The organism is Psychrobacillus sp. NEAU-3TGS, assembly GCF_029955155.1.
Lineage (GTDB): Bacteria > Bacillota > Bacilli > Bacillales_A > Planococcaceae > Psychrobacillus.
Genome location: NZ_JAPNOZ010000012.1, coordinates 744,225 through 768,456 on the forward strand (window position 1 = coordinate 744,225; position 24,232 = coordinate 768,456).

22 protein-coding genes are annotated in these 24,232 nt (G+C 36.2%); 11 read left to right on the forward strand and 11 right to left on the reverse strand.

The features are described from left to right. Positions 1–130 precede the first annotated feature (130 nt). Positions 131–766: a YczE/YyaS/YitT family protein gene (locus OR571_RS20075; protein ID WP_282245480.1), complete on the reverse strand. Its 636-nt coding sequence runs from the start codon at positions 764–766 to the stop codon at positions 131–133. Positions 767–1,038: 272 nt separating this feature from the next. Between OR571_RS20075 and OR571_RS20080 the strand changes: the two genes are divergently transcribed. Beyond that, positions 1,039–2,010 carry an aromatic acid exporter family protein gene (locus tag OR571_RS20080; RefSeq protein ID WP_282245481.1) on the forward strand — a complete coding sequence of 324 codons (972 nt, stop codon included), beginning with the start codon at positions 1,039–1,041 and terminating at the stop codon, positions 2,008–2,010. 191 nt (positions 2,011–2,201) lie between these two features. Here OR571_RS20080 and aspA read toward each other — a convergent pair whose 3' ends face one another. After that, the gene (aspA, locus tag OR571_RS20085) at positions 2,202–3,626 is read right to left on the reverse strand and encodes an aspartate ammonia-lyase (protein WP_481900417.1); all 1,425 of its coding nucleotides are present in this window, start codon (positions 3,624–3,626) and stop codon (positions 2,202–2,204) included. 165 nt (positions 3,627–3,791) lie between these two features. Continuing rightward, entirely contained in the window at positions 3,792–5,003 is a 1,212-nt protein-coding gene (locus tag OR571_RS20090) for a multidrug effflux MFS transporter (protein ID WP_282245482.1), read from the reverse strand. A 709-nt stretch (positions 5,004–5,712) separates the two neighbouring features. On the opposite strand from OR571_RS20090, the gene bcaP reads away from it, so the two are divergent. The 3 genes from bcaP to OR571_RS20105 all read left to right on the forward strand — a co-directional run bounded on the left by bcaP (position 5,713) and on the right by OR571_RS20105 (position 8,198). Beyond that, entirely contained in the window at positions 5,713–7,104 is a 1,392-nt protein-coding gene (bcaP, locus tag OR571_RS20095; RefSeq protein ID WP_282245483.1) for a branched-chain amino acid transporter BcaP, read from the forward strand. Positions 7,105–7,303: 199 nt separating this feature from the next. Next, the gene (locus OR571_RS20100) at positions 7,304–7,606 is read left to right on the forward strand and encodes a YciI family protein (protein WP_282245484.1); all 303 of its coding nucleotides are present in this window, start codon (positions 7,304–7,306) and stop codon (positions 7,604–7,606) included. Between the two features lie 451 nt (positions 7,607–8,057). Then, a complete protein-coding gene (locus OR571_RS20105; protein WP_282245485.1) occupies positions 8,058–8,198 on the forward strand; it encodes a hypothetical protein in 141 nt (46 codons plus the stop codon). Positions 8,199–8,257: 59 nt separating this feature from the next. Here the strand turns inward: OR571_RS20105 and OR571_RS20110 are convergent, their stop codons facing one another. From OR571_RS20110 to OR571_RS20120, 3 genes are all read right to left on the reverse strand, one after another. Next, positions 8,258–10,018 (reverse strand): extracellular catalytic domain type 1 short-chain-length polyhydroxyalkanoate depolymerase, encoded by a 1,761-nt coding sequence (locus OR571_RS20110; RefSeq protein WP_348775068.1) that lies wholly within the window; start codon positions 10,016–10,018, stop codon positions 8,258–8,260. A gap of 534 nt (positions 10,019–10,552) precedes the next feature. Further along, positions 10,553–12,010 carry a D-alanyl-D-alanine carboxypeptidase/D-alanyl-D-alanine endopeptidase gene (gene dacB / locus OR571_RS20115; protein ID WP_282245486.1) on the reverse strand — a complete coding sequence of 486 codons (1,458 nt, stop codon included), beginning with the start codon at positions 12,008–12,010 and terminating at the stop codon, positions 10,553–10,555. Between the two features lie 867 nt (positions 12,011–12,877). Next, entirely contained in the window at positions 12,878–13,048 is a 171-nt protein-coding gene (locus tag OR571_RS20120) for a hypothetical protein (protein WP_282245487.1), read from the reverse strand. Between the two features lie 211 nt (positions 13,049–13,259). Here OR571_RS20120 and OR571_RS20125 point away from each other — a divergent pair, with 211 nt between their 5' ends. From OR571_RS20125 to OR571_RS20150, 6 genes are all read left to right on the forward strand, one after another. Beyond that, positions 13,260–14,450: a branched-chain amino acid ABC transporter substrate-binding protein gene (locus OR571_RS20125; RefSeq protein WP_282245488.1), complete on the forward strand. Its 1,191-nt coding sequence runs from the start codon at positions 13,260–13,262 to the stop codon at positions 14,448–14,450. Between the two features lie 77 nt (positions 14,451–14,527). After that, entirely contained in the window at positions 14,528–15,514 is a 987-nt protein-coding gene (locus OR571_RS20130) for a branched-chain amino acid ABC transporter permease (protein ID WP_282245489.1), read from the forward strand. A gap of 9 nt (positions 15,515–15,523) precedes the next feature. After that, positions 15,524–16,804 (forward strand): branched-chain amino acid ABC transporter permease, encoded by a 1,281-nt coding sequence (locus tag OR571_RS20135; protein ID WP_282245490.1) that lies wholly within the window; start codon positions 15,524–15,526, stop codon positions 16,802–16,804. Between the two features lie 10 nt (positions 16,805–16,814). Next, on the forward strand, positions 16,815–17,591 hold the full coding sequence (locus tag OR571_RS20140; protein ID WP_282245492.1) for an ABC transporter ATP-binding protein: 777 nt from the start codon (positions 16,815–16,817) through the stop codon (positions 17,589–17,591). Between the two features lie 14 nt (positions 17,592–17,605). After that, a complete protein-coding gene (locus OR571_RS20145; protein ID WP_282245494.1) occupies positions 17,606–18,313 on the forward strand; it encodes an ABC transporter ATP-binding protein in 708 nt (235 codons plus the stop codon). A 146-nt stretch (positions 18,314–18,459) separates the two neighbouring features. Beyond that, positions 18,460–19,650: a M14 family metallopeptidase gene (locus tag OR571_RS20150; protein WP_282245496.1), complete on the forward strand. Its 1,191-nt coding sequence runs from the start codon at positions 18,460–18,462 to the stop codon at positions 19,648–19,650. Between the two features lie 143 nt (positions 19,651–19,793). Here OR571_RS20150 and OR571_RS20155 read toward each other — a convergent pair whose 3' ends face one another. From OR571_RS20155 to OR571_RS20175, 5 genes are all read right to left on the reverse strand, one after another. Next, entirely contained in the window at positions 19,794–20,189 is a 396-nt protein-coding gene (locus OR571_RS20155; RefSeq protein WP_282245498.1) for a hypothetical protein, read from the reverse strand. A gap of 239 nt (positions 20,190–20,428) precedes the next feature. Continuing rightward, positions 20,429–21,256, reverse strand: a complete 828-nt coding sequence (locus OR571_RS20160; RefSeq protein ID WP_282245500.1) for a MetQ/NlpA family ABC transporter substrate-binding protein — start codon at positions 21,254–21,256, stop codon at positions 20,429–20,431. A 15-nt stretch (positions 21,257–21,271) separates the two neighbouring features. After that, entirely contained in the window at positions 21,272–21,934 is a 663-nt protein-coding gene (locus OR571_RS20165) for a methionine ABC transporter permease (RefSeq protein WP_282245502.1), read from the reverse strand. After that, complete coding sequence (locus OR571_RS20170) at positions 21,927–22,676, reverse strand: methionine ABC transporter ATP-binding protein (RefSeq protein WP_282245504.1); 750 nt, start codon at positions 22,674–22,676, stop codon at positions 21,927–21,929. Before OR571_RS20170 ends, OR571_RS20165 begins: the two co-directional genes overlap by 8 nt. Positions 22,677–22,923: 247 nt before the next feature. Further along, complete coding sequence (locus tag OR571_RS20175; RefSeq protein ID WP_282245506.1) at positions 22,924–23,763, reverse strand: Gfo/Idh/MocA family protein; 840 nt, start codon at positions 23,761–23,763, stop codon at positions 22,924–22,926. A gap of 148 nt (positions 23,764–23,911) precedes the next feature. Here OR571_RS20175 and OR571_RS20180 point away from each other — a divergent pair, with 148 nt between their 5' ends. Continuing rightward, a complete protein-coding gene (locus tag OR571_RS20180; RefSeq protein ID WP_282245508.1) occupies positions 23,912–24,184 on the forward strand; it encodes an alpha/beta-type small acid-soluble spore protein in 273 nt (90 codons plus the stop codon). Positions 24,185–24,232 lie beyond the last annotated feature (48 nt).

Here is a 24,232-nt window from a genome sequence, read left to right on the forward strand (position 1 = left end):
GTATTAGGCACCTTTAATGGTGCCTAACACTCTTTGTATAACACCTATCATACATATTTGATTTATGTGAAAATGAAAAGGGACCCCATGATGGGATCCCTATACATCGATTTTATTTATTTTTAGTTGTTTACATTTGCGTTAACAGGCGATCCTTTTGACCAAGAAAATATGCCATCAGTTTCTTACATTGAGGAATAGAAAATCCTAAAATTGGCCCTAATCCAAACGCAATAAACACTGTTCCAATTCCAACTGGCCCCCCTAACATCCAACCAAGAAGAAAAACGAGTACTTCTATTCCATTTCTAACCAACGGAATACTCCAGCCCGTTCTTTCAATGATTAAAAACATAAAGCTATCTCTAGGACCTGCTCCAAAATCAGCGGAAACATATAATCCAATTCCGTACCCAATTAAAACAACACCTATGATAAAGGCAATCGTTGCTTCTGCTAAACTATCAGTGCTAGGTAAAATTGAATTAAAAAGATCAATAAATAATCCTAATAACAACATATTCAAAAAAGCCCCTATTTTTGGCCATGCCTTATTGAAAAGTGAACTGATCAGCAAAAGTAAAAATCCACTTATTATCGACCAAGTTCCAATAGTAAAGCCAAATTTAGTGAATAAACCATAATGAAAAACATCCCATGGTCCAATACCTAAATGCTTCCCTTCAATTGTTAAAGAAATCCCAAATGCTAACACCATTAATCCAAAAATAAAAAAAGACCAGCGTAGAATCCATTTCTTTTTCATAACCGCTCCTCTATCATATAAAATACTTTTTTATTAATATAACATTAAATTTGGACAGAATTTATAATCTATATTTTCCGAAATGTCCTCCACAATCATATTTTTATTCTCTTATTAAGAGAATCGCGGAGTCTTATTCGTTTTAATAATAGAGAAGCTGACGAAGGCAAAAAGAGGAGCATTTTTACTACCTGACCCATTACTTCCAACTTCCCATGAATTTCTGTTAGAATTAATATCTACTGGTAATAATAAAATATAGAAAAAATAGGATGATGCAAATGATTGGAATGGGATATCGGACAATTAAAACGGCAATAGGAGCAGGGTTAGCAATTTGGCTTACGAGTTTATTCGACTTGGAGTTTGGATCATTTGCCGCCATAATTGTAATAATGTGTATTGAGAAGACAAAGAGAAAGACATTACATTCTATCCAGAAAAAGTTTTTCGCATCTCTGTTATCGTTAATTCTTGGTTCCATATTTTTTGAAGTATTGGGATATCACCCAGTTGTCTTAACTCTATTTATCCTATTGTTTGTCCCAATCCTTATGAAGGTACGTATTCAAGAAGGTTTAGTTACAAGCATAGTTATCATTTTACATATTTATACAGTAAGGGAAGCCAACTTAGAAAACTTATTGAATGAACTCTATATTATTTTCATTGGAATAGGTATCGCCATACTCGTAAATAGTATTATGCCAAGCTTTAAGAAAGAAATTGAAAAATATAAAACGGAAATCGAAAATAAATTCAGCGTTATTCTGTACCAATTCTCTATTCTTTTAAAAGATAATGATCAAAAGTGGGACAGAAAAGAGTTAGTCGAAGTAGAAAATATTCTTAATCAAGCTAAAAATATTACTATTCAAGATGTAGAAAATCATCTGTTAAGAAAAGAAAACAAAGATTATTACTATCTCGAAATGCGAGAGGATCAACTGGAAATCCTAAAACAGATGGTAGACACCCTAAGCATAGTTTCTTCATCAGAATTAGATGTCAAACAAAAAGGAATGCTTGCGAATATCTTTCAGTACATCAGTGAACATGTGGATTCAGGAGATACCACCATCGCATTAGAGCTATTAGAGGAATACGAAGAATCAATTCGTGAAACAGAATTACCGAAGACAAGGGAAGAGTTTGAAATCAGAGCAAATCTATTTTATTTAAATTTCGAGATAAAGAATTACTTAATTATTAAACAGGATATATATAATAGAAGTAAACTTTAGATCCAGAGGCTAGCCATCATCTTTACAATGTCGTTATTTTAGAAGTAGATACCGAAGAAGAAGCAGTTGAACTGGTGAATAATGACCTTGCTGTAAAAGAAGGAATAATGGAAGCACACTATTTCCATACCGAGTTGCTTAATATGAAAAAAATCCTATTCAAGAAAAATTATTGAATAGGATTTTTATATTCAACTCTTTACAAGTGCTCTACCACCGGCGATACCAGGATGTGTCATTTCAAATGGATCTAATATTATATCTAATTGTTCTGCTGTTAAAACTCCGGATTGTAAACACAGTTCACGTACAGAAGCTCCAGTAGCGATAGCTTCTTTTGCAATTTGAGCTGCAAGTTCGTATCCGATATGAGGATTTACTGCAGTGATAATTCCTACACTTTTTTCAACGTATTCTCTTAATCGTTCTTTATTCGCAGTAATGCCTACTAAACATTTTTCAGTAAATGTTGTAAATACATTATTCATGATCGAAATGGATTGAATTAAATTATAAAATAAAACCGGTTCCATGACATTTAGTTCAAATTGGCCAGCTTCAGAAGCTGCCGAAATAGTTAAATCATTCCCCATAACTTGGAAAGCTACTTGGTTCACGACTTCAGCCATTACAGGATTTACTTTTCCAGGCATGATCGATGACCCTGGTTGACGAGCAGGTAATTGGATTTCAAATAAACCATCACGTGGTCCAGAAGCCATTAAGCGTAAGTCATTTGCGATTTTTGACATATTAATCATACAAACTTTTAAATTTGCAGATACTTCGGTATAACAATCTGTATTTTGAGTAGCGTCCACTAAATGTTCGGCACATTTTAATGGTAAGCCACTAATTTCACTAAGATTTCGTACGACTAATTCGATATATAAGGGATCCGCATTTAATCCTGTACCAACGGCAGTTGCACCCATATTGATGTCATATAAGTGTTGTCTGGAAAGTGAAATACGATCAATGTCACGTGAAATAACACGACTATATGATTCAAATTCTTGACTCAGTAAGATTGGCACGGCATCTTGAAGATGAGTACGCCCCATTTTAATAATACCTTCAAATTCTTTTGCTTTGGTAACAAATGCTTTTTGCATTGTCTTAGTAGCTTCGAGTAATTGATCCATTAAGCACAACACTGCAATATGTGTAGCCGTTGGAAAGGCATCATTTGTAGATTGAGACATATTAATATGACTATTTGGGCTAATGAGTGTATAATTCCCTTTTTCTTCTCCCATTAACTCAAGAGCACGATTAGCTATGACTTCGTTTGCATTCATATTAATAGATGTTCCTGCGCCACCTTGAATAGGATCGACTATAAATTGGCCATTCCATTTTCCAGCAATGACTTCATCACACGCTTGAATAATCGATTGTCCAATTTCCTTCTCCAACATACCAACTTCCATATTTGCTAATGCTGCAGCTTTTTTCACAATACCTAAAGATTTTATAAGTTCTGGGTGAATTCGATATCCCGTAATCGGAAAGTTTTCTACTGCTCTCATAGTTTGAACACCATAATAGGCATCTTTCGGAATTTCTTTTTCCCCTAAAAAATCTTTTTCCATACGAAACTCTGTGGTAACCATTATCATAATCTCCATTTCTAAGAAAACGTTTATTTCGAAATATTCTTCATCAGTTAATAGGTTAACACATCTAAAAAATAATACTATTATATTATTCATTAATCGACACAAAATCCTACTAAAAAGTTAAATTGTCGGCTATTTAGTAGGATTCTCTTTTCACATTTAATTCTCTTTTCTCACTAATAACATAAAAATCACCAAAGCAATACCACTACAAAAAACAATGATCATTCCCATCGGCCAAGCTGTTTGATCACCTGCTATTCCAACGAGCGGAGAAACAGTCGCTCCACCGATGAAAGGAAGTAAACCAAGGAACGCCGAAGCACTTCCTGCCGATTTACCTTGTCTTTGCATCCCTAGTGAAAATGCGGAAGTAGAAACCATACCCACACTGGATACGACTAAGAATAATGCAAGAGACATGAAGAACAAAGGCAATTTATAAATAATCACTATCAAAAGCAAAAGACTGCCTATAAATGATAAAAGGACGCCACTGAAAAGTAATCTCACTTCCCCAATGGTACTTGATAGTCTTCCTGTTACTTGCGCTGCGATTATAATTCCAATTCCGTTCAATGCAAACAACATAGAAAATTGTTGCGGAGTTACATTGTAGATGTTTTGCAAGACAAACGGAGATCCCGCGATATACGCAAACATACTCGCCATAATAAGTGCTTGTGTACATGCAATCCCCATAAAGAGACGATCCTTCAATAAAATTCGAAATGTCTTAACAACCGCCAACATACTACCTTCCGACCTTTTTTCTCTAGGTAATGTCTCCGGTAGAAAAAGGAGTACACCTAAAAACATGACCAGACCAATAATTCCTAAAATAATAAACACAGCATTCCATGAGGTAAAGTTTAATACCAACCCACCCGCGATTGGTGCTAGAATTGGTGCAGCACCATTTACAAGTGCAAGTAATGCGATAAATTTCGTTAAATCTTTACCCGAATACAAATCTCGAGCTGAGGCACGGGCAATAACGATTCCTGCCGCGCCTGTCACCCCTTGCACAAAACGCAAAACAATAAAGACCCAAATATGCGTACTAAGGGCACATAGTACAGAGGCAATTACGTAAACAATAAGTGTATACACAAGCGGTCTACGTCTTCCCCGAATATCACTTAAGGGGCCAAATATGAGCTGACCAACTGCAAGTCCTAACAAGCAAGCGGTAATACTTAATTGCGCAAGAGATGTTGTCGTTTCTAAGTCAATAGCAACAATCGGTAGTGCCGGCAGATACATATCCATCGATAATGGCCCGAATGCAGTGAGTGAACCTAATAGCAGGACAAGCCAAACTTTGGATGTGGATTTTGTAGCTTCCTTGTCATTTTCTAATCTATTCATAAATTAATATAATTCCTTTCAATAATAACTTATTATTTATCTGAGATAACTTTTGCAGTTTCATTCCAAAGTTGTATCATCGGTATTTCTAGCAGAAAAAATCGTCCCTGTAATAGAAATAATTCTACACTATTCTAAGATTTAAAAATACATATCTATTGAAGACGATAAAGAACCATTTCTGTTTTATTACCTACATAGGGGCTGAATTGAAAAAATTGTAAACACTTGAAACGCCAATATTTCACTTGTATATTAATGGTAATATTTAAATGCAATAAAAAGACCGCCTGATGTTCCTGCATCAAACGGTTAATAATAGCGGTTCCCCTCAAGTGGATTGGCTGGGTGATAGGATTAACCTATCTGAGCGCTAACTCAAGGATGGGGTATTTTTGGAGGTTAAATGGCAGAATCACTATGACTAATGTTGCAAATGCTACTGCGAATATCAATGCTTCGAATACAACCGGCATCACCCTCTTTCTTATGGGAGTGATCCAACCACCCTTGAGATAAAGTCCTCTAATTTGTAAAAATTTATTTTTTCAAATCAAAAATTTACTAATTAAAGTAGATAAATACAGTAATATGGACCCGAAACATCACTTTTTATGACAAAAATATTATAAATCAACAAAATTGTTTGACCTACATTAGATAAATGTATAGAATCTTTATATGTTTCTAAAAAGAATGGGTGTAAAGTATGAAAAGTGGATTATTTAGGAAAAAAGATGTCAAAGAATTATTAATAAAAAATGGTGATGTTCAACTCAAGCAATCATTAGGAGCATTTGATTTAGTGCTTCTTGGGGTAGGTGCCATTGTTGGAACAGGTATATTCATTCTCCCTGGGACAGTAGCAGCGGAACATTCTGGACCTGCTATTGTTTTTTCATTTATTATTGCTGCTATTGTTTGTGCGCTTGCAGGTCTCTGTTATTCAGAATTTTCTTCCTCTGTCCCTGTAACCGGTAGTGCATATACGTATGGATACATCGTGTTTGGAGAATTAGTTGCTTGGTTAGTAGGATGGGCTTTACTGTTAGAATACGGTTTAGCTGTTGCAGCAGTTGCAACTGGATGGTCTTCTTATTTCAGTTCTTTGCTAGAGGGATTTAATATTACCATACCAAAAGTGATCTCCGGTTCTTTTAATCCGACAGAGGGAACATATGTAAATGTTCCAGCCATAGCTATTATATTTATCATTGCATTTTTATTATCTCTTGGAATAAAAGAGTCTACGAAGTTTAATACAATTATGGTATTTATCAAGGTCAGTGTTATTCTTTTATTTATCGGAGTTGGTATTTTTTATGTGGAGCCTGCCAATTGGCAACCATTTATGCCGTTTGGAATGGAAGGCGTTTTGAGCGGAGCAGCACTTGTTTTCTTTGCTTATCTAGGGTTTGATGCAGTTTCTTCTGCAGCAGAAGAAGTAAAGAATCCACAACGTAACATGCCAATAGGAATTATTGGTTCGTTATTTCTTTGTACAATTCTTTATGTAGCTGTATCACTTGTTTTGACTGGCATTGTTTCCTATACAAATCTTAATGTAAGTGACCCTGTTAGCTTTGTTATGCAGATTGTTAACCAAGATTGGGTGGCTGGTGTTATTTCACTTGGTGCGGTTGTTGGGATGATGACAGTTATACTTGTTATGTTATATGGTGGAACAAGACTTCTTTACGCGCTTGGCCGTGATGGGTTGCTACCAAAAAGTATGTACGAGCTTAACAAAAAGTATCAAACACCAATTAAGAACACATGGGTATTTGCAACACTGGTAGCCTTTTGTGCAGGAGTCATTCCTTTGTCTAAGCTAGCAGAGCTAGTGAATATGGGTACATTAATTGCATTTACTGTAGTTTCTATCGGAGTTATTTACTTAAGAAAAAATAAGAACATACCATCCGGTGGTTTTAAAGTACCTTTCTTTCCAATTATACCGATATTATCATTTCTACTTTGCTTATTTTTAATTACTCAGCTTTCTGCTTTTACATGGATTGCCTGCGGTATTTGGTTCATCTTTGGATTGATCATTTATTTTACTTACGGTAGAAAGCACAGCTTATTGAATAGAGAATAAATGATACAAAAGTGAGCTTACGTCATTACTTAGACAATGTAAGTTCACTTTTCTTTTATGTTCTTCCTCTCCTCACCTGCTCGTAACAACTTCCTATGTCTTTAAATATTTGATAGATTACCATATGAACAATCTCTTAATGTTCTGATACAATTGGGTTAATATACGACTCTACCCTGTACTTATTAGGAGGACCATAATGGAAAAACTACAGTTTTTATATCAACTAAAACTCATTCCTGCTCTGTTAGACCAAACAAGTTGGACATATAAAGAAAATTCGATTGTCCAACATCATTTTGAGGTATTACAAAAATTGCAAGAAGAAGGAAAACTCCTTTTAGCGGGTAGGACTTTAAACACAGATCCAATGGGAATCGTTATTTTAGAAGTAGATACGGAGGAAGAAGCAGTTGAACTGATGAATAATAATCCAGCAGTAAAAGAAGGTATCATGGAAGCGCAACTATTTCCTTACCGCGTTGCTTTATACAAAAAGTAAGGCGGAGCTAAGCAAATATAAGCAGCCGAAGATATGAATTCGGCTGCGTTGTTAAAATAAGCGTTTAATTAATCGATTCCATTGAAATATAATTCACTAATAAATACTAAGTTCACACATAGTTTCCTTAACTGGAATAGTGTGAAGATCACTTTTATTTCAGAGCTATATAAGTATTCTAAAGATTATAGCATGACATGGAAGATTTACACTTCAAATTCTTTAATTTTAGCATTCGGGCCCAAGATTTCTTCTGGCTTAAACACTGCTAATGGTTCTCCATTTTTTACTTCGTTAACCCATTCATTGGATTTAAAGAAACTCTTCTGTTTTCGACCAATACATAACTTAAATTTACATTTCCAAATTCATTTAAAAATCACAAAGAACTAATCATCTTGAATAAGTCCATCTCTCCTGAGCACATTAAGTTTTAGGAGGTGACGATACCATGACAAAGAAAAACAAACCAAACTTTAAAAAGAAAGAACCTAATTCAAGAAAAGATACACGTGAAGAATTTGCTGAAGAACATAATTTAAATCAAGCGAAACGAAACGACAAACAACCAAATGAACAGCAGAATCGATAATTCAAGTATGCAAAAAACACGAAGGCTAAATTTTTGCCTCCGTGTTTTTACTAAACATTTTAATTACTACTATTAATAATTAATACTGGGACATAATCTACAGATTCACCGCCATAGAATTCGATAAAATTAGCGCTGAATCCTGCCGTAGTATCCGCCTTTAAACGGAATTGTGTAAGCCCGTTCAAGTTAATCCTAGACAAACTGTTTACTTGTATATCAATATCCATATACTCACCTTCCACAGGCGAGAAACTATTAATAGTAGATTGGGTAGCTAGATTGGCGTAATCTGTTTGTTCGATAGTAGAATTACTTCCAAATACCCCTGTTTTAATGTCTAGGTGGAGCAATGAAATCGTTCCTTGTCTTGCTTTAGGGTATAGACGAATTTTTGCAGATTCTATAGGTTCTGTTATTGAACTAGTATCGAAGGATAAGATGCCTCTATACGTATCTGTATTATACATTCCTTTATCCCCAACTTTAATTGTCGCATTACTCTTTCCATCTGCAGTATATTTTCCTACAAACCCATCTTCATTTCCAATGGACGGTATTATTGTTTCACCCGTAGGATCACCGTCTGTTTTGATAATATAGGTTTCTGTTTTGACCGATTCGACGTTGCCATCGTTATCTATACTAAAGAATTTTAGCGTTGTATTTTCCGTTAGTGTAAGCGGTTGGGAATAGTTTGTTGAGTGAATGGTTGGTTCAGATCCATCGGTTGTATAATAGGTAGTTCCTGTTTTATTCGATTTAAGCTCCACACTTACAGAATCTTTGTAACTTCCACCAACCGGAGTTGCAGTGGTTACTGGTATATCTCCAGGAGGTTCTACTTCAGATTGAAAAAATTCCCACATCATACGACTTGCATCTGGCCCTTGTGGATCTGTATAGCTTCCTTGTGAACTTCCTCCAGACCATGCATGTCCCATATTTAAGATATTTACTTTTTTCATCCAAACCTGATTATCTTGTGCCTTATAATCATAGATCGTATAGTTTTTTCCTGATGGTACTTGTAAATTCTGCGTGCTATCCGCTTGATCATCTATCCATCCTTCTGTTCCAGTTGCTGCCAGGCTATTGGTGACAGCCCATTGGGAAATGACTTGATCCCCATTTACTTTGTTCACTGTGTAGTCAGAAGTTCCGTGAAAAACGATTACTTTCAATGGTTTAGCTCTACTAGTCATTGCATTATAAGCATCTCTACCTCTTTGAATCGGATTTGCACCACCACTAGACATTGCAGTAAAAGCTTCCGTCATACTAGTTGCCGCTTTATATTCTAAGCCTTCGCCAACTCCTATACCTGAAAAAACATCTGGATAAGTCGCGCCCATAATAACGCTCATTGCCGCACCAGCTGAAAGACCTGCCACGTACACCTGATCATCCTGTATTGAATAATTTATTTTGATAGATTGAACCATACCAGCAATTACGCTTGGTTCTCCACTTCCACGAGATTGATGACCTGTTTCAAACCAATTCCAGCATTTATTTGCATTAGAGCTAGCGTTTTGTTCCGGATATAGCACTAGAAAACCTTTTTCTTCTGAAAGCGCATTCATTTTTGTCCCTGTTGAAAACTGAGTAGCATCTTGTGTACAACCATGTAGCATAACGTATAGAGGATAGCTTTTACTAGAGTCATATTGACTCGGCACATATAGCTTGTAGTTCTTCCCCCCATAGGATCCAGAGATGAAACTTCCCGAGGCATTTGTAATAGAAGGCAAACCAACCATAGAACCTATCAACACTAGGCATAAAACAATTAACCAAATTCGTTTGTGTCGTAACAATAAAACAACCCCTTCCCATTTTGGTTAAACAATTGTAAACGTTTGGAGTTACAAATTAGTTACAAACTATATAACCAAGAGATACTGTGCGGTAGCAAGTTAGAAGAAGTGTCTACTATAATCTGACTAATAAATGGTTAAACTCGACAAACGACCACTGAACACGACAATGTCGATCTAGCAAATGTTCTTTTAGAAAAAGCTTGAATACTGGCTACTATTTACTATACATTATCCCCCTAATTTGCAGTATCTCCTTTTATTATCCATTAAATGGTTAAAGGCAGTCAATCAGTCATGGAAGCAACTAATTCTTAAAATGGAAAGTTTACTTGGATTGAGACGCAGATAACTAACACACAGTATTCCTATACTGATCGACAAGCCACAAAAAGTAACCCATCTTTGCTCAGATGGGTTACTACTATTGGCAAGCATGCTTTTTCTAGTAATGAGTAGTCGATGATAATTTCTTGTTTCTTGCTTGTTGCTCTTTCATTGGATGATGAAAAAGAAAAGCATAAATCTAAATCCCTACAATTCTTCCGCCATAACTTTCACGATTTCATCAATCGCTGTGGTTGCTCCTGTTTTATTTTGTACTAACACACTAAAAATGTATGATTGCCCGCTGCTTGCTTCTAAATAACCGCTTAGTGTACTTACACCAGTTAATGAACCAGTTTTTGCATATACTTTTCCTGCAGTTAATGGATCTTTTAATCGAGTTCTTAAAGTACCTCCTACCATTCGGTCTGCATGTGCTGCTACTGGTAAGCTAGTAAAATAAGTATTAAACCAATCCTCGCCTTGTACTTTAAATAACAAATCACTCAACAATACGCTCGAAACGCTATTTTCATGAGACATTCCAGAGCCATCTTCAAAACGCCATTCTGCCATATTTAAGTTAATGGAGTTACCATATTCCTCTAAAACCTTCAATCCATCCTTTGTGCTACCACGATGATTGATGATTCTTCCCATGGTTTTGACTAAAATATCAGCAATTCCATTATTGCTTAGTTTCATATATGGGATTAACAGTTCCTCTAGTGGCATTGATTGCTTTGTTGCTATAAGTTGAGCAAACTTTGGTGTAGCAGCTTGAAATACTTTATCTTTTGTATATTCGATTCCTGCTTCTGTTAAAACTGCTTGGAACATTGTCATTGTATGTGTCGTTGGATGTTGAACAGTTACCCATTCTTTTTTCGTTTTATCGATAGGGAGATTCCCACTGACGACAATTTTGTTTGTTTTATATGATCTTTCAATCGTTAGTGTATTGGTTTCTCCAGCTTTCACTGTTTGTGCTTCATTTACTATTTGTAAATCACCAATTTGAGGTGTTACTTTAATGGACGGTGATTCTCCAACTGCTGACCCAAAAGCTTCTACGATGATTGTACCAGAATCGTAGTCTGTGTTTGGAGAAGTAGTTAACGCTGAGATAGGAGCCGCGTAATAATAAGATTCGTCTCCAGCCCAAATGCCAGGCGTTAATAAATCGTTATCAAACCATTTGTCATCCCCAACAATTCGTCCATCAATTTTTTGAATTCCCTTTGCTTTCAACTCTTGTGCGAATTGTTGCAGATCCTCGATAGATAAAGTTGGATCACCTTGTCCCTTTAAATAGACATCCCCTTTTAAAACTCCATTTGACAGCTTCCCATTAATATAGAGACTTGTATTAAAACGATAATCCTTGCCAAGTACCTCTATAGCAGTTGCGGTAGTGAACAACTTCATATTAGATGCTGGTTTTATAGCTGTTTGACCGTTATAGTCATAAATCATTTCTCCTGAATGCCGGTCTCTAACTGTAATACTAACATCTGCTCCAGCTAATTTTTCTTCTACGATCCTAGTAATAGAATCGCTTAATGTTATCTCTACTACTTCCTCCGCTTGAGCAACATGTTGAAAACTAAACATGCTCATTACCAACATCCACGCCATTACCATCACTGGCCATTTTTTCCTCACAAATCTTCCTCCTCTTTATTTGAATATTCAATTATTACAAAGCATAGATTCACCATAAATAATTTTTTTCCTTTATTGTTATTAAAAACAGGCTTATTGATGGAGATTAAAAGCATTATTGTAAACCTAAAGTTCTATTCTACCCCCTTTAAAATGCTCATATAACTAAAAAACCTTGAGAGGCTTTAGCCAATCAAGGTACATTATGTCTTCATGTAAAAAGCTTTTATGCTCAGCTTACTTTTCGAATGATAATTTTCATAAAGGGCTTATAATCTTCAACTGCACCGTGACCAAATTTTGTGCAGTATGATATAAAATCTATTGCTTCTTTCTCATCTATGTATGTTGAAGCAATAGAAGAAGCTTTATCAAAGTTTCAAGGCTACAAGTTCAAACCTTGAACGTTCTAATCGCTCAAGGTTTGAACTTATACTATATATAGATAACATTCGTTCTAAAATTATTATTTTGTCCAATAAGATGCATAAATAAAATAAATTCTCTTCCGTTAAATATTCATATAACCTCATCCTTCCCATCAACTACTCTAAGTAATGTTGCTCCTACCTCTAATTCAATAAACTTTTTAGATGTCCATTCTGGTATAACATGACCATTTCTAGAAGCGATAAACCTCTAGTAAACTATCCATAGTTATAATATTCCATTTATATAAATGAAGGTAAAGAGAGAAATAATAATATTCATAAAAATGAACCCTAAGCAACGATTTTATAACTCTTATCCTACTACATCATGACAATAGTGATTATTTAGATAGGAGTAGCATTTATTCAACTAGTATGTATCTATATGTTTTTGGAAAAAGGTGAGCATTTATACACTCACCTTTCATTTACCGACCTAATCTCTTTTTTTAGGTTTATTTTTATTCAATTCTTTGGTCACCTTGTTTTTAGATATCTCCACAAATTCTTCCCCAAATTCCTCGTCAGGATTATTCGTAGGATTTTTATACAGTTCGTAACTATTATGCGTTCGAACATTCATGGTCCTATTATTATTTTTACTCATTGATCATCACCTCCTAAATTCTAATTTGCTCTATATATTAGGTTTTTATTCTCCAGAAATCCATCTAGCAATAGATATGCCAAAGAAACTAAAGATAAATAGTATGTTAGAATACCTAATATTTTTTCTGTTTTTTTAGTAATTTTAAATTTATAAATTAATATACTAAATCTAGTAGCTAAACTAGTGCTAAAAAATAGGGAGGGTAAATATGCGTCTAAAAAAATCGGTTGTCTTGCTTTTAAGTAGTGTGCTGAGTATTGGAATGTTGGCAGCTTGTTCATCTAAATCTAAAGGAAATGAATCAGCAAGTGGATCAAATGTTATCAAAATTGCTACACAAACACCTTTATCTGGTGGATCAGCAATCATTGGTGAATCCATTCGACTAGGTGCACAAATGAAATTAGAAGAACAAGCAGAGAAATTTAAAGAATTAGGTTATACATTACAGCTTGAATCTTATGATGATCAATCAGATCCGAAAAAAGGTGTATCCAATGCCAACATAATCGGGGCTGATAAGTCGATTTATGCAGTTGTTGGTCACTATAATTCTGGTGTTGCCATCCCTTCTTCTGAAGTATATGAAAAATACAATGTGGCTATGGTGTCTCCAGGAACTACAGCTGTTACGGTAACTGACCGTAAGTTAAAAACAGTGAATCGAATCGTTGGAAGAGACGATGCTCAAGGACCAGCTGGAGCAAAATATGCCATTGAAACTTTAGGGGCGAAGAAAATCTTTATTATTCAAGACAAAACAGCATATGGTTCGGGTATTGCAGATGCATTCAAAGCAGCTGCTGAAGAAGCAGGTGCCGAAATTGTTGGATATGAAGGGATAACGGTTGGAGAAAAAGACTTTAATGGTGTGATCAATCAAGTATTAACGAAAAAACCTGATTTGATTTATTTCGGTGGAATTTACTCGGAAGCAGGAATCATTATCAAACAAGCTCGTGATAAAGGAATTGATGTACCAATCATGGGTGGAGATGGAATGGACGCTTCAGGTTTAGTTGATATTGCAGGTGATGCGGTGAAAAATACGTATATCACATCAGTTGCCGGCGATAGTACAGCAACAGAATCTGGTCGGAAGTTCGTAGCGGATTATAAAGCCAAATTCAATAAAGATGCAGAGGCTTTCTCTGTTTATGGTTACGATACAATGGGCGTAATCCTTCACGCTATCGAGAATGCCATTAATGATAATAACGGTAAGATTCCTTCTAAAGAAAAAGTAGCGGAAGCTGTTCGATCCGTGAAGGAATATGAAGGTGCATTAACAAACGTTACATTTGATGAAATAGGTGATAACACGAACGCTAAGATTTATTTATACAAATTTAGTGAAGCGAGTTATCCAGGTGTTCTAGAAGGCGAAGTTGGAAAATAGGATAGAGATTTTGATAGAGTGTTGGGACTTTTTTTCTCAACACTCTTTCTTTACTATTAAAATTTGGGAGGGTTAATATGCTTCTAGAAATGTTACAAAGTTTACCCCAGGTACTAATTGATGGACTTGCATTAGGTGCTGTGTATGCTGTTGTAGCCCTCGGTTATACAATGGTTTACGGAATATTACAGCTCATCAATTTTGCACATGGAGAAATATTTATGACGGGTGCATTTATCGGCACCGCATTTTTTATCTTGTTAATGGGAATGGGCTGGGTTTCTTCAGTTCCTCAAATTGTCGTGCTTATAGTAGTTTTAGTTGTCACTGCTTGTTTAACCGGACTTCTTGGGATGGGTATTGAAAGAGTGGCATATCGCCCTCTTCGAAATGCTCCGAGGCTCATACCGCTTATTACAGCAATAGGTATTTCTTTTATCTTGCAAGACGTCATTCGTTTTATCGCTGAACTATCTTCTGGAAACTATATTGTTACAGGGCCATCTTTATTTACAAATCAATTGACGATCAATTTCTCTTCTATATCCAGCATTTTCAATGATGCTAGCTTTAAAACTTCCTTTCTCATTGTATTAGTTACTGCTGTTATTTTAATGATTTCGCTAGATTACTTTATTAACAGAACAAAATGGGGAACGGCGATGCGCGCAGTAGCATTAGATCGTGAAACGGCATCCCTTATGTCCATTAATGTCAATAAAACAATCTCTATTACATTCTTTATAGGGTCTGCTTTAGGTGGTGCAACAGGCGTATTATTTGCTGTTCAATACGGCACAATCGATCCGTTTATCGGATTCATCTTAGGCATGAAGGCATTTATCGCTGCAGTTTTAGGTGGGATTGGTAATATTCGTGGAGCTATGCTTGGTGGGATTTTGTTGGGGCTATTAGAAATGTTTGCATCTGCAAATTTATCATTATTAACTGGTGGCGTATTTGGTGCAGAATATAAAGATGTTTTTGCGTTTTCTATATTAATATTAGTTCTTATTTTCAAGCCAGAAGGTTTATTGGGTAAACCTACTGCTGAGAAAGTGTAGGTGGATATCTTGAAAGAATCTTTAGCGAAGTTTTTACAATATAAATGGTCGCAAGTTATCTTATTTACCGTTTTCGTAGCGGTGTCATCCGCTGCATTATTTTTCTCCCAAAAATCTGTCACCGCCTTTTTACTATTATTATCTTCTTTGTTGGTCCTACATTATATGAAACTGAAGAACGTTACAAAATGGATCATCGCTCTCGGATTATTATTTATACTCATTCCGTTAGCATCGAGTGGAGGACCTGCTTTCCAATCGTATATGGATGTAGCTACGATGGTAGGAATCTATGTATCTATGGCATTAGGTCTTAATATTGTTGTGGGTATGGCTGGATTACTAGACTTAGGTTTCGTTGCTTTTTTTGCGGTCGGCGCCTATTCCTACAGTATTTTTGCAACACCCCAAGCCGCAAACTTTATGCCGTTTGGAACTTACCCGCTTGGTGGAGAAAGTTTCTGGATTTTCTTAATTATTGGTGGAGTTGTCGCTGCGATCGCTGGAGTTCTTATTGGGATCCCGGTCCTTAGAGTGAAAGGTGATTACTTAGCTATTGTTACATTAGGTTTTGGAGAAATTATCCGAATTTTATTTAACAATGCGGACAAGCCGGTCAATATTACAGGTGGTGCAATGGGTATAGCTTCTGTTACACCTCCTGAAATATTTGGTATTCCCCTTATCTTTCCGAATCAATTTTATTTTGTCACGCTTGTTATCTTAATTTTTACCATTTTTACCGTCTTACGATTGGAACGCTCTAAACTTGGGCGCTCATGGAAAGCTGTTCGGGAAAATGAAATAGCAGCGCAAGCGATGGGTATCCCTCTTGTCAAAACGAAATTGTTGGCTTTCGCTCTTGGTGCTTCGTTTTCTGGAATGATGGGCGTTGTGTTTGCAGCAAAGCAAGCGTTTATCGATCCTACAAGTTTTACTCTTTTAGAGTCATTCACGATTCTTGTAATGGTTGTACTAGGTGGAATGGGCAGTGTCCCTGGAGTTATTCTGGGTGCTGCAGTTATCACCATTTTAAATTTGCAAGTATTAACAGAATTAGCGACTTGGGTGAATCAGCTATCCTTTAGCGGAATCATTTCAATCCCAGAAGCCTTATCCCCCGCAAAAATGCAAAAATTCATATTCGGCGCTTTACTTGTAGCATTTGCTTTGTATAGACCAAAAGGGTTAATTCCTGCAAAAAATAAAATCTTTGATGAAAAGAGATTAAAAGAAACGCAGGCCCATTCAGACATGAACGCTACTGATCAGAAAAAGATGCAATCGTAGGAGGATATAAATGTCGATACTAGAAGTCACAAACTTAACTAAAAAATTTGGTGGGTTAACTGCCAATCAAGATGTAACGATGAATATTGAGGCTGGCTCTATTACTGCAGTAATCGGACCAAATGGAGCAGGTAAAACAACTTTTTTCAATATGATAACAGGCGTTTATCAACCTACTTCAGGTGACATAAAATTAGAAGGAAAATCATTGCTAGGGCTAAAACCTGATGAAGTAGCCAAAAGAGGTATCTCAAGGACTTTTCAAAATATAAGATTATTTGGTGAAATGTCCGTGATCGAAAATGTACTAGTGGGAATGCATATTGGATTGAAAACGGGTCTATTAGGTATCTTTTTAAATTTACCTACTACTAAAAAAGAGGAATTATTAGCAGAAAAGGAAGCATATCGTTTACTAGAACATTTCGAGCTTGCCCCCTTTTTAAACGAAAAAGCTTGTAATCTCAGTTACGGTGCCCAAAGAAAACTAGAGATTGCTCGTGCCCTTGCTACAAAGCCGAAGTTACTATTATTAGATGAGCCAGCAGCGGGGATGAATCCTGCAGAAACAAGAGAATTAACGGAAATCATTAAGAATATGGGCAAAGAATTCAATGTCTCTGTCCTATTGATTGAGCATGACATGAAATTAGTAATGGAAATTTCAGAGCATATCTTTGTTTTAGATCATGGAGAAAAAATTGCTGAAGGAAATCCAGAAGAAATAAGAACCAATACAAAAGTAATTGAAGCATACCTAGGCTCAGGTGCTGTTCAAACGGTCTAAAGGAGTGAAACGAGATGCCTATACTAGAAGTAAATAATATCGAAACGTTTTATGGTGGAATTCAAGCATTAAAAGGAATTAATGTTCATGTAAACGAAGGTGAAATCGTTACCCTAATAGGAAGTAATGGCGCTGGGAAATCTACCACATTGAAATCAATAAGTGGACTGGCAAAGGTAAAGACAGGTTCCATCCTTTTTAAAGGAAAAGAAACAATGAATAAACCGGTTCACGAAACAACCTTACTCGGTATGGCACATGTACCGGAAGGAAGAAAAATTTTTTCTACCTTGACGGTAAAAGAAAATCTATTAATGGGTGCTTTCTCTGTAAATAATAAGCAGTTAATAGAAGAAAGAATGGAAATCGTGTTTGGTCATTTTCCAATCCTTAAGAAAAGACTCGAGCAAAAAGGCGGAACAATGAGCGGCGGAGAACAACAAATGCTAGCTATTGGACGGGCTTTAATGATGGAGCCCGAATTATTAATGCTGGATGAACCATCAATGGGACTTGCTCCGATCATAGTGGAACAAATTTTTGACATCATCAAAAAGTTAAATGAAGACGGGATTACCATTCTATTAGTGGAACAAAATGCGTATCAAGCATTAAATATCGCGCATCGTGGTTATGTTATACGAAATGGCGAAATTGTACTAAGCGGAAAGGGTTCCGAACTCATTGAAAATAGCGAAATTCGAGATGCATATTTGACATAACCCGCCCCTGCCTCTTGTACAGTAGACAAACTAGTAGTGAGCTTGTCTACTGTCTTTTGTTGAGGTCGAGTTCAATCTATTAATAACAAGCTTGAAGCACACATATACTTTTATATTTGGAGTCTTCAATGACGAGGAGGAAGTACATGGAAGTTCATGTAAGACGTGGTGATTCCCTCTATTACTATAGCCAATTATTTATAATTCCGTTGCAATTAATTATTCATTCAAATCGTAATGTTAATGCACAAAAATTGTCAGTTGGTCAACTCATTCAAATTCCTGGATTTGTTACGGTCACTTATCAAATAACACCAGGTGACACCCTGTGGAGATTGGCTGGTAGTCGTGGACTTCCTTTGGATGCCATTTTACTTTTAAACCCCAATCTGAATCCGAACTTTTTGCAAATTGGGCAGACGATTCAGCTTCCACTAAGAGTTGACTGGCGAATTGTTAGCGGGAAACAAGATTATGATTACGATACGATGATATTCGATATTAGAAGGTTACAGGCTATCTATCCATTTTTGCGAGTTTCTTCTATAGGCAATACTGTTTTAGGTAAGGATATCCCGGAAATAGAAATTGGAAATGGAGAAAAACGAGTGCATTACAATGCCTCCTTTCATGCCAACGAATGGATTACAACTCCAATCCTATTAACCTTTTTAAATGATTATTTACTGTCCTTAACGAATCAACGTCCAATCCGCGGACTCGCTACTTCTCCGCTGTATATTCAAACAACTCTTTCCATTGTTCCGATGGTTAATCCGGATGGTGTGGACTTGGTATTAAACGGTCCTCCTACTGAAGAGCCTTCTAGAAGCAATGTGATTGAATGGAATAATGACAGCTTAGACTTTTCAGGATGGAAAGCAAATATTCGCGGAGTAGATCTGAATGATCAATTTCCAGCTGAGTGGGAACGTGAACGTGAACGAAATCCTAAAACACCCGGTCCAAGAGATTATGGTGGTGAAAGTCCTTTATCCGAACCAGAAGCGATTGCGATGGCAGATTTAACAAGAAATAAGGATTTTGCAAGAGTATTAGCTTTTCATACACAAGGAAGAGTTATTTATTGGGGATTCGAAAACCTCGAACCACCGGAGACCGAAGCGATGGTCACAGAATTTAGTAGAGTTAGCGGATACGAACCCGTTCAAACAATCGAAAGCTATGCCGGTTATAAAGACTGGTTTATACAAGACTGGCGAAGACCGGGTTTTACGGTGGAACTTGGATCAGGAACAAATCCACTACCACTTACCCAGTTTGATGAAATTTATGAAGAGGCGTTGGGGATATTCTTAGCGGGGTTATATTTATGAAAATTTAGTAAAAAACAGCTGCTTTCGGATTCTCCAAATCCTTTAGCAGCTGTTACTTTTTGCGTATATTATTTGATCTTTACATCCGTTACCGAGTGCAAAAGCCTCTAGCATCCATCGTTACTTGTCTCACCAAATATATACTAACTTCTAATCTTCCTGAGAATACCACTAGGCATTCTGAGCTTAAATATTTTCTTTACATTTTCTAATTTTATCGCTTTTCGTACTGCCTTATAGCTACTTCCAAAAAATCTGCTATTTTCAACCGCATCTATGATGATGGTTTCAAAAAGAGCAATACTACCTACAACAATAAGGATAATAAATACAATCATATCGTAGATACCATCGTATGAATTCGGTTTATAAGAAATAAAATGGAGTTTAATATAATAAAAAATAGCACCAGAAATAAAAGAAAAAACCGGAATATATTTCATTAAGCTATGGGCTAATTTTTTTCCTAAATAATAAGTAATACACGCCATAAAAACCATTATGATTAAACAAATCAGGATGCCAATCTTAAAGCTCATTTGTTCACCTCTTTCATTTTAAAAAGAATCATCAGTGGAAATCACTACCTTACTATATTCATGAGAGAATAGAATAAGCACTTTTTAATACGGGAAATATGATTTGGTAGGAACTCTAAAGTTTTCCACTAATAAAATCAGAATGCCCAATGGAAGAAAAATCTAATCCAACGCCTGATAATATAAAAGAGCACGACATACTAAATGTCGTACTCTTCGCTGTAAGTGTATGATACTTTTTAAAATGCTGGTATTGCTGTTTCTTCATAATTTTTTTCAAAAAACTCGCGAACCTCAGGACTCGTCATAGCTTCCGCTAATTTTTGAATCGGTTCCGAATCTACATTGTCTTTACGTGCGATTAGCGTAATCGCAAAATCATTTTCAGTTCCTTCAGTAAGGAGCGCATCACTTTTAGGTGTCAATCCAAGTGGTGCAGCATAAGCAGGGTACATAAATACTGCATCTGCATCATCATACATTCTCGCTAACATTAACAAATCAACTTCTTTAAATTGATAATTTTTTGGATTTTCTATAATATCAGCTATTGTATAATATGGGCCTGTCTTTTCTTTTAATTTAATAACATCATTTTGCGCTAACAAAGCTAACGAACGGTCTATATTAGAAACGTCATTCGCTATAGCAACAGCTGCTCCTTCTGGTAATTCGTCCATCGAATTATATTGTTTTGAATATACACCGTAATTCGCGAAATATATTGGTACAACTGGTACTAATTCTGAACCATTATTTCTATTAAATTGCTCCATAAACGGAACGTGCTGGAAGAAGTTTGCATCCACTTCTTTTGCTGCTAGTGCGCTGTTAGGCTGCACATTATCGCTTAATACAACAATTTCTAAATTAATTGACTGTTCTGCAAGTATTGGTTTCACAAGCTCAAGCACATCCGTCATTGGAGGTATTAACGAAGCTACTTTTAACGTTACTTCTTCGTTTTCCTTATTTTGCGTATTTTCCTTATTTGTTTCTTTTTTTTCTTGTCCGCAACCAGCCAATATAAGTAGTATAACAGCTATTAGAAAAAATATTTTTTTCATCGTATTTTCCTCCATTTATCTTTTATCTATTTTTCTTGATACAGTAGTTCCGATAAACTGAATGAGCTGCACGAGAATGACCATAATAATGATCATATACATCATTAAGTCTGTTTTAAATTGTTGATAGCCATACCGTATTGCAAAGTCTCCTATTCCGCCGCCTCCTACCACGCCCATTATAGTCGAATAGGAAATAAAACTAATGATAGAAGTTGTCAAACCTAGAACGAGACCAGACCGAGCCTCTACATAAAGGAATTTATAAATTATTTCTTTTACAGACGCACCCATTGAAATCGCTGCTTCCAGTACCCCTTTTGGCACGTCCAGTAAAGATTGTTCGACCAATCGAGAATAATGCGCAATAGCTATTATCGCTAATGGAATGGTAGCTGCCGCTGTACCAATCGCAGTCCCAATGATAAATCTTGTGAATGGGATTAAAAACACAACTAACAATAGGAAAGGAAAAGACCGTATTATATTTACCAATAAATTCAAGGATGAGAAAATCACTTTATTCTCCAGTATTTGTCCCTTCCTACTAAGGAAAAGTAATGTTCCAACTGGGAGTCCCAATATAATCGCAGCTAAAATAGAAACACCAACCATTACAAAAGTTTCTCCAATAGACGACCAAATTTCGGCTTCATATTGAACTAATATTTCAGGCATGCTCCACCCCTCCATCCTTTGTCAGTTGTTCCACAAAGTACTTTGGATTATTGTCTGTACCTAGCATCCTTGTTGGTTCAATTGAGATTGTTTCATATATTTCTCCATCCGCCATTACCGTTACGCGATTACATATACTCTTAATCACGTCCATCTCATGACTCACGAGCACAATGGTCACACCAAAACGTTTGTTCACTTTTTCTAATACATCTAATATTTCCGAGGTTGTATGAGGATCAAGTGAAGAGGTTGGTTCATCACATAACAAAACCTGCGGGTTATTCGCTAGTGCCCTTGCAATTGCGACACGCTGCTTTTGGCCACCACTTAATTGCGCTGGATATTTGGAAATAAAATTTTCTAGCCCAACAAATTGAAGACATTCCATTACGCGATTTCGAAGATCTTTTTTCGGAAACCTTGCCAGTTCTAAAGACACGGCTACATTTTCAAAAACGGTTTTATTTGCAACTAGATTAAAATGTTGAAAGATCATTCCAATCGATTTTCGTGCTTCCCGTAGATGTTTGTTTGTCAAATTAGTTAAGACTTGACCATTTACTTCCACTTCCCCTTCATCGGGAGTTTCCAGCAAATTCATTAGTCGCAGTATGGTGGACTTTCCCGCTCCACTTGCTCCGATAATTCCATAAATTTCTCCTTTATTAATCTTCAGAGTCACGGAGTTAACAGCCCGAAAATGTGCAAAATTTTTCGTTACCTTATGTAAATTAATCATAAAAAAATCCCCTTTCTATTATTTGAAGGGCGATTGCGACGTTACTTATTATAGCTTAAAATACTGAGGCTGTCATGGTTGTTGTTCCCTGTATGATGGACAATTTAGACATTACTTCATCTAAATTGTCCGGTACACAAGGAAAGTATTTAATACAATAACTGGTCAATCCATTCCTGCACCTTTAATCCTTCTTCAAACGAAACGATGAATGATTCTTGACCGTTTACTGTTTGGTGACATGCATCTAACAGACTATTAGGTTGGAGCTCGTGTTGATCCGAAAAGCTTCTTGATCTTTTTCACTAACCCAAAGTTCTGACCAATTTCGGATAGTCATTACTTTCTTTGTTCCGAAAATTTTAAACTCGAGACGTTCCTCCTGCCCGATTCCTGACAAACCATTTAGAACAATTGGTATTCCATTTTCTGTTTTAGCTAATGCTGATACACCCGTCTCACACAGCTCTACCTCTGCCGGATAAGTCGTCGTATGAGAAGAAATTGTAAAGCTTCCGAAAAGATGATACATAAGTTGAACATAATGTGGAAATATCTCTCTTATAAAACCACCTTGTTCCCTTGTACCAATCCAAGGATTTTGTTGCCATTTTCTAGGCCAGTTTGGTAAGTATGTATGTAATTCAATACGAACTATATCACCGAGTTCTTCCGCAGCCAATGCATTCTTGAGACTATGTACAACCGGACTATACATTAACGGAAAATGCATTGCTGTTTGAACTTTTGTCTCTGCTGCTACTTTTACCATCCGTATACCATCCAACACATCATGAGCGAGTGGCTTTTCAGAAAGAATATTTAATCCGTGTGCTGCTATTTGTTCTGTTAGTGGCGCGTGACTGACAGGTGGAGTACCCACATAAACCCAATCTGGACGTGTTTGTAAAAGGTCTTCTAACGATTCTGCAACCGAAAGCTGATACTTAGTGGAGATTTCCTCTAGCCTTATTTTATTTTCATCAAATACCGATACAATTTCGCAATTAGGATGAGCTAAAATTTGATTGATAATACGTTCTCCCACAACTCCTGTGCCGATTATTGCAAATGTCGTTTTCGTCATTTTTTGCACTCCTTAAACAATCTATTTTTCACGCTATGTAACTAGTTAATCATAATCATCTGTAGAATGAAAGATTATTCACTCCCTGATAAAAATACGCGTAACCATTCATTTTTCGGAAATACTAACAGACAAAGGAGTGAATAAAATGGCAAACAGAAATAAAATATTAGTTCCATCTGCTCGAGAAGAATTAGACAAACTTAAAGCCCGAGTGATGAAAGAACAAGGCTATGCTGTAAATATGGACAAACCGAATGATGTTAAATATGAAATTGCAGAAGAACTAAGTATTCCATTAAAAAAGGGATATAACGGCAAGCTTACATCTGAACAGGCTGGAAAAATCGGCGGACCAATTGGCGGTAGCATGGTAAAAGAAATGATTAGAATGGCACAAGAGCAGATGCTGAAAAAATAATTGACCTCATTATTCATAAAGTGAAAACACATAATTTATTTAGGATGG

Coding starts and splice junctions, on each gene's coding strand:
- OR571_RS20075 (WP_282245480.1), bottom strand. CDS start 766: ATGAAAAAGAAATGGATTCTACGCTGGTCTTTTTTTATTTTTGGATTA.
- OR571_RS20080 (WP_282245481.1), top strand. CDS start 1,039: ATGATGCAAATGATTGGAATGGGATATCGGACAATTAAAACGGCAATA.
- aspA (WP_481900417.1), bottom strand. CDS start 3,626: ATGGTTACCACAGAGTTTCGTATGGAAAAAGATTTTTTAGGGGAAAAA.
- OR571_RS20090 (WP_282245482.1), bottom strand. CDS start 5,003: ATGAATAGATTAGAAAATGACAAGGAAGCTACAAAATCCACATCCAAA.
- bcaP (WP_282245483.1), top strand. CDS start 5,713: ATGAAAAGTGGATTATTTAGGAAAAAAGATGTCAAAGAATTATTAATA.
- OR571_RS20100 (WP_282245484.1), top strand. CDS start 7,304: ATGGAAAAACTACAGTTTTTATATCAACTAAAACTCATTCCTGCTCTG.
- OR571_RS20105 (WP_282245485.1), top strand. CDS start 8,058: ATGACAAAGAAAAACAAACCAAACTTTAAAAAGAAAGAACCTAATTCA.
- OR571_RS20120 (WP_282245487.1), bottom strand. CDS start 13,048: ATGAGTAAAAATAATAATAGGACCATGAATGTTCGAACGCATAATAGT.
- OR571_RS20125 (WP_282245488.1), top strand. CDS start 13,260: ATGCGTCTAAAAAAATCGGTTGTCTTGCTTTTAAGTAGTGTGCTGAGT.
- OR571_RS20130 (WP_282245489.1), top strand. CDS start 14,528: ATGCTTCTAGAAATGTTACAAAGTTTACCCCAGGTACTAATTGATGGA.
- OR571_RS20140 (WP_282245492.1), top strand. CDS start 16,815: ATGTCGATACTAGAAGTCACAAACTTAACTAAAAAATTTGGTGGGTTA.
- OR571_RS20145 (WP_282245494.1), top strand. CDS start 17,606: ATGCCTATACTAGAAGTAAATAATATCGAAACGTTTTATGGTGGAATT.
- OR571_RS20150 (WP_282245496.1), top strand. CDS start 18,460: ATGGAAGTTCATGTAAGACGTGGTGATTCCCTCTATTACTATAGCCAA.
- OR571_RS20155 (WP_282245498.1), bottom strand. CDS start 20,189: ATGAGCTTTAAGATTGGCATCCTGATTTGTTTAATCATAATGGTTTTT.
- OR571_RS20160 (WP_282245500.1), bottom strand. CDS start 21,256: ATGAAAAAAATATTTTTTCTAATAGCTGTTATACTACTTATATTGGCT.
- OR571_RS20165 (WP_282245502.1), bottom strand. CDS start 21,934: ATGCCTGAAATATTAGTTCAATATGAAGCCGAAATTTGGTCGTCTATT.
- OR571_RS20170 (WP_282245504.1), bottom strand. CDS start 22,676: ATGATTAATTTACATAAGGTAACGAAAAATTTTGCACATTTTCGGGCT.
- OR571_RS20175 (WP_282245506.1), bottom strand. CDS start 23,763: ATGACGAAAACGACATTTGCAATAATCGGCACAGGAGTTGTGGGAGAA.
- OR571_RS20180 (WP_282245508.1), top strand. CDS start 23,912: ATGGCAAACAGAAATAAAATATTAGTTCCATCTGCTCGAGAAGAATTA.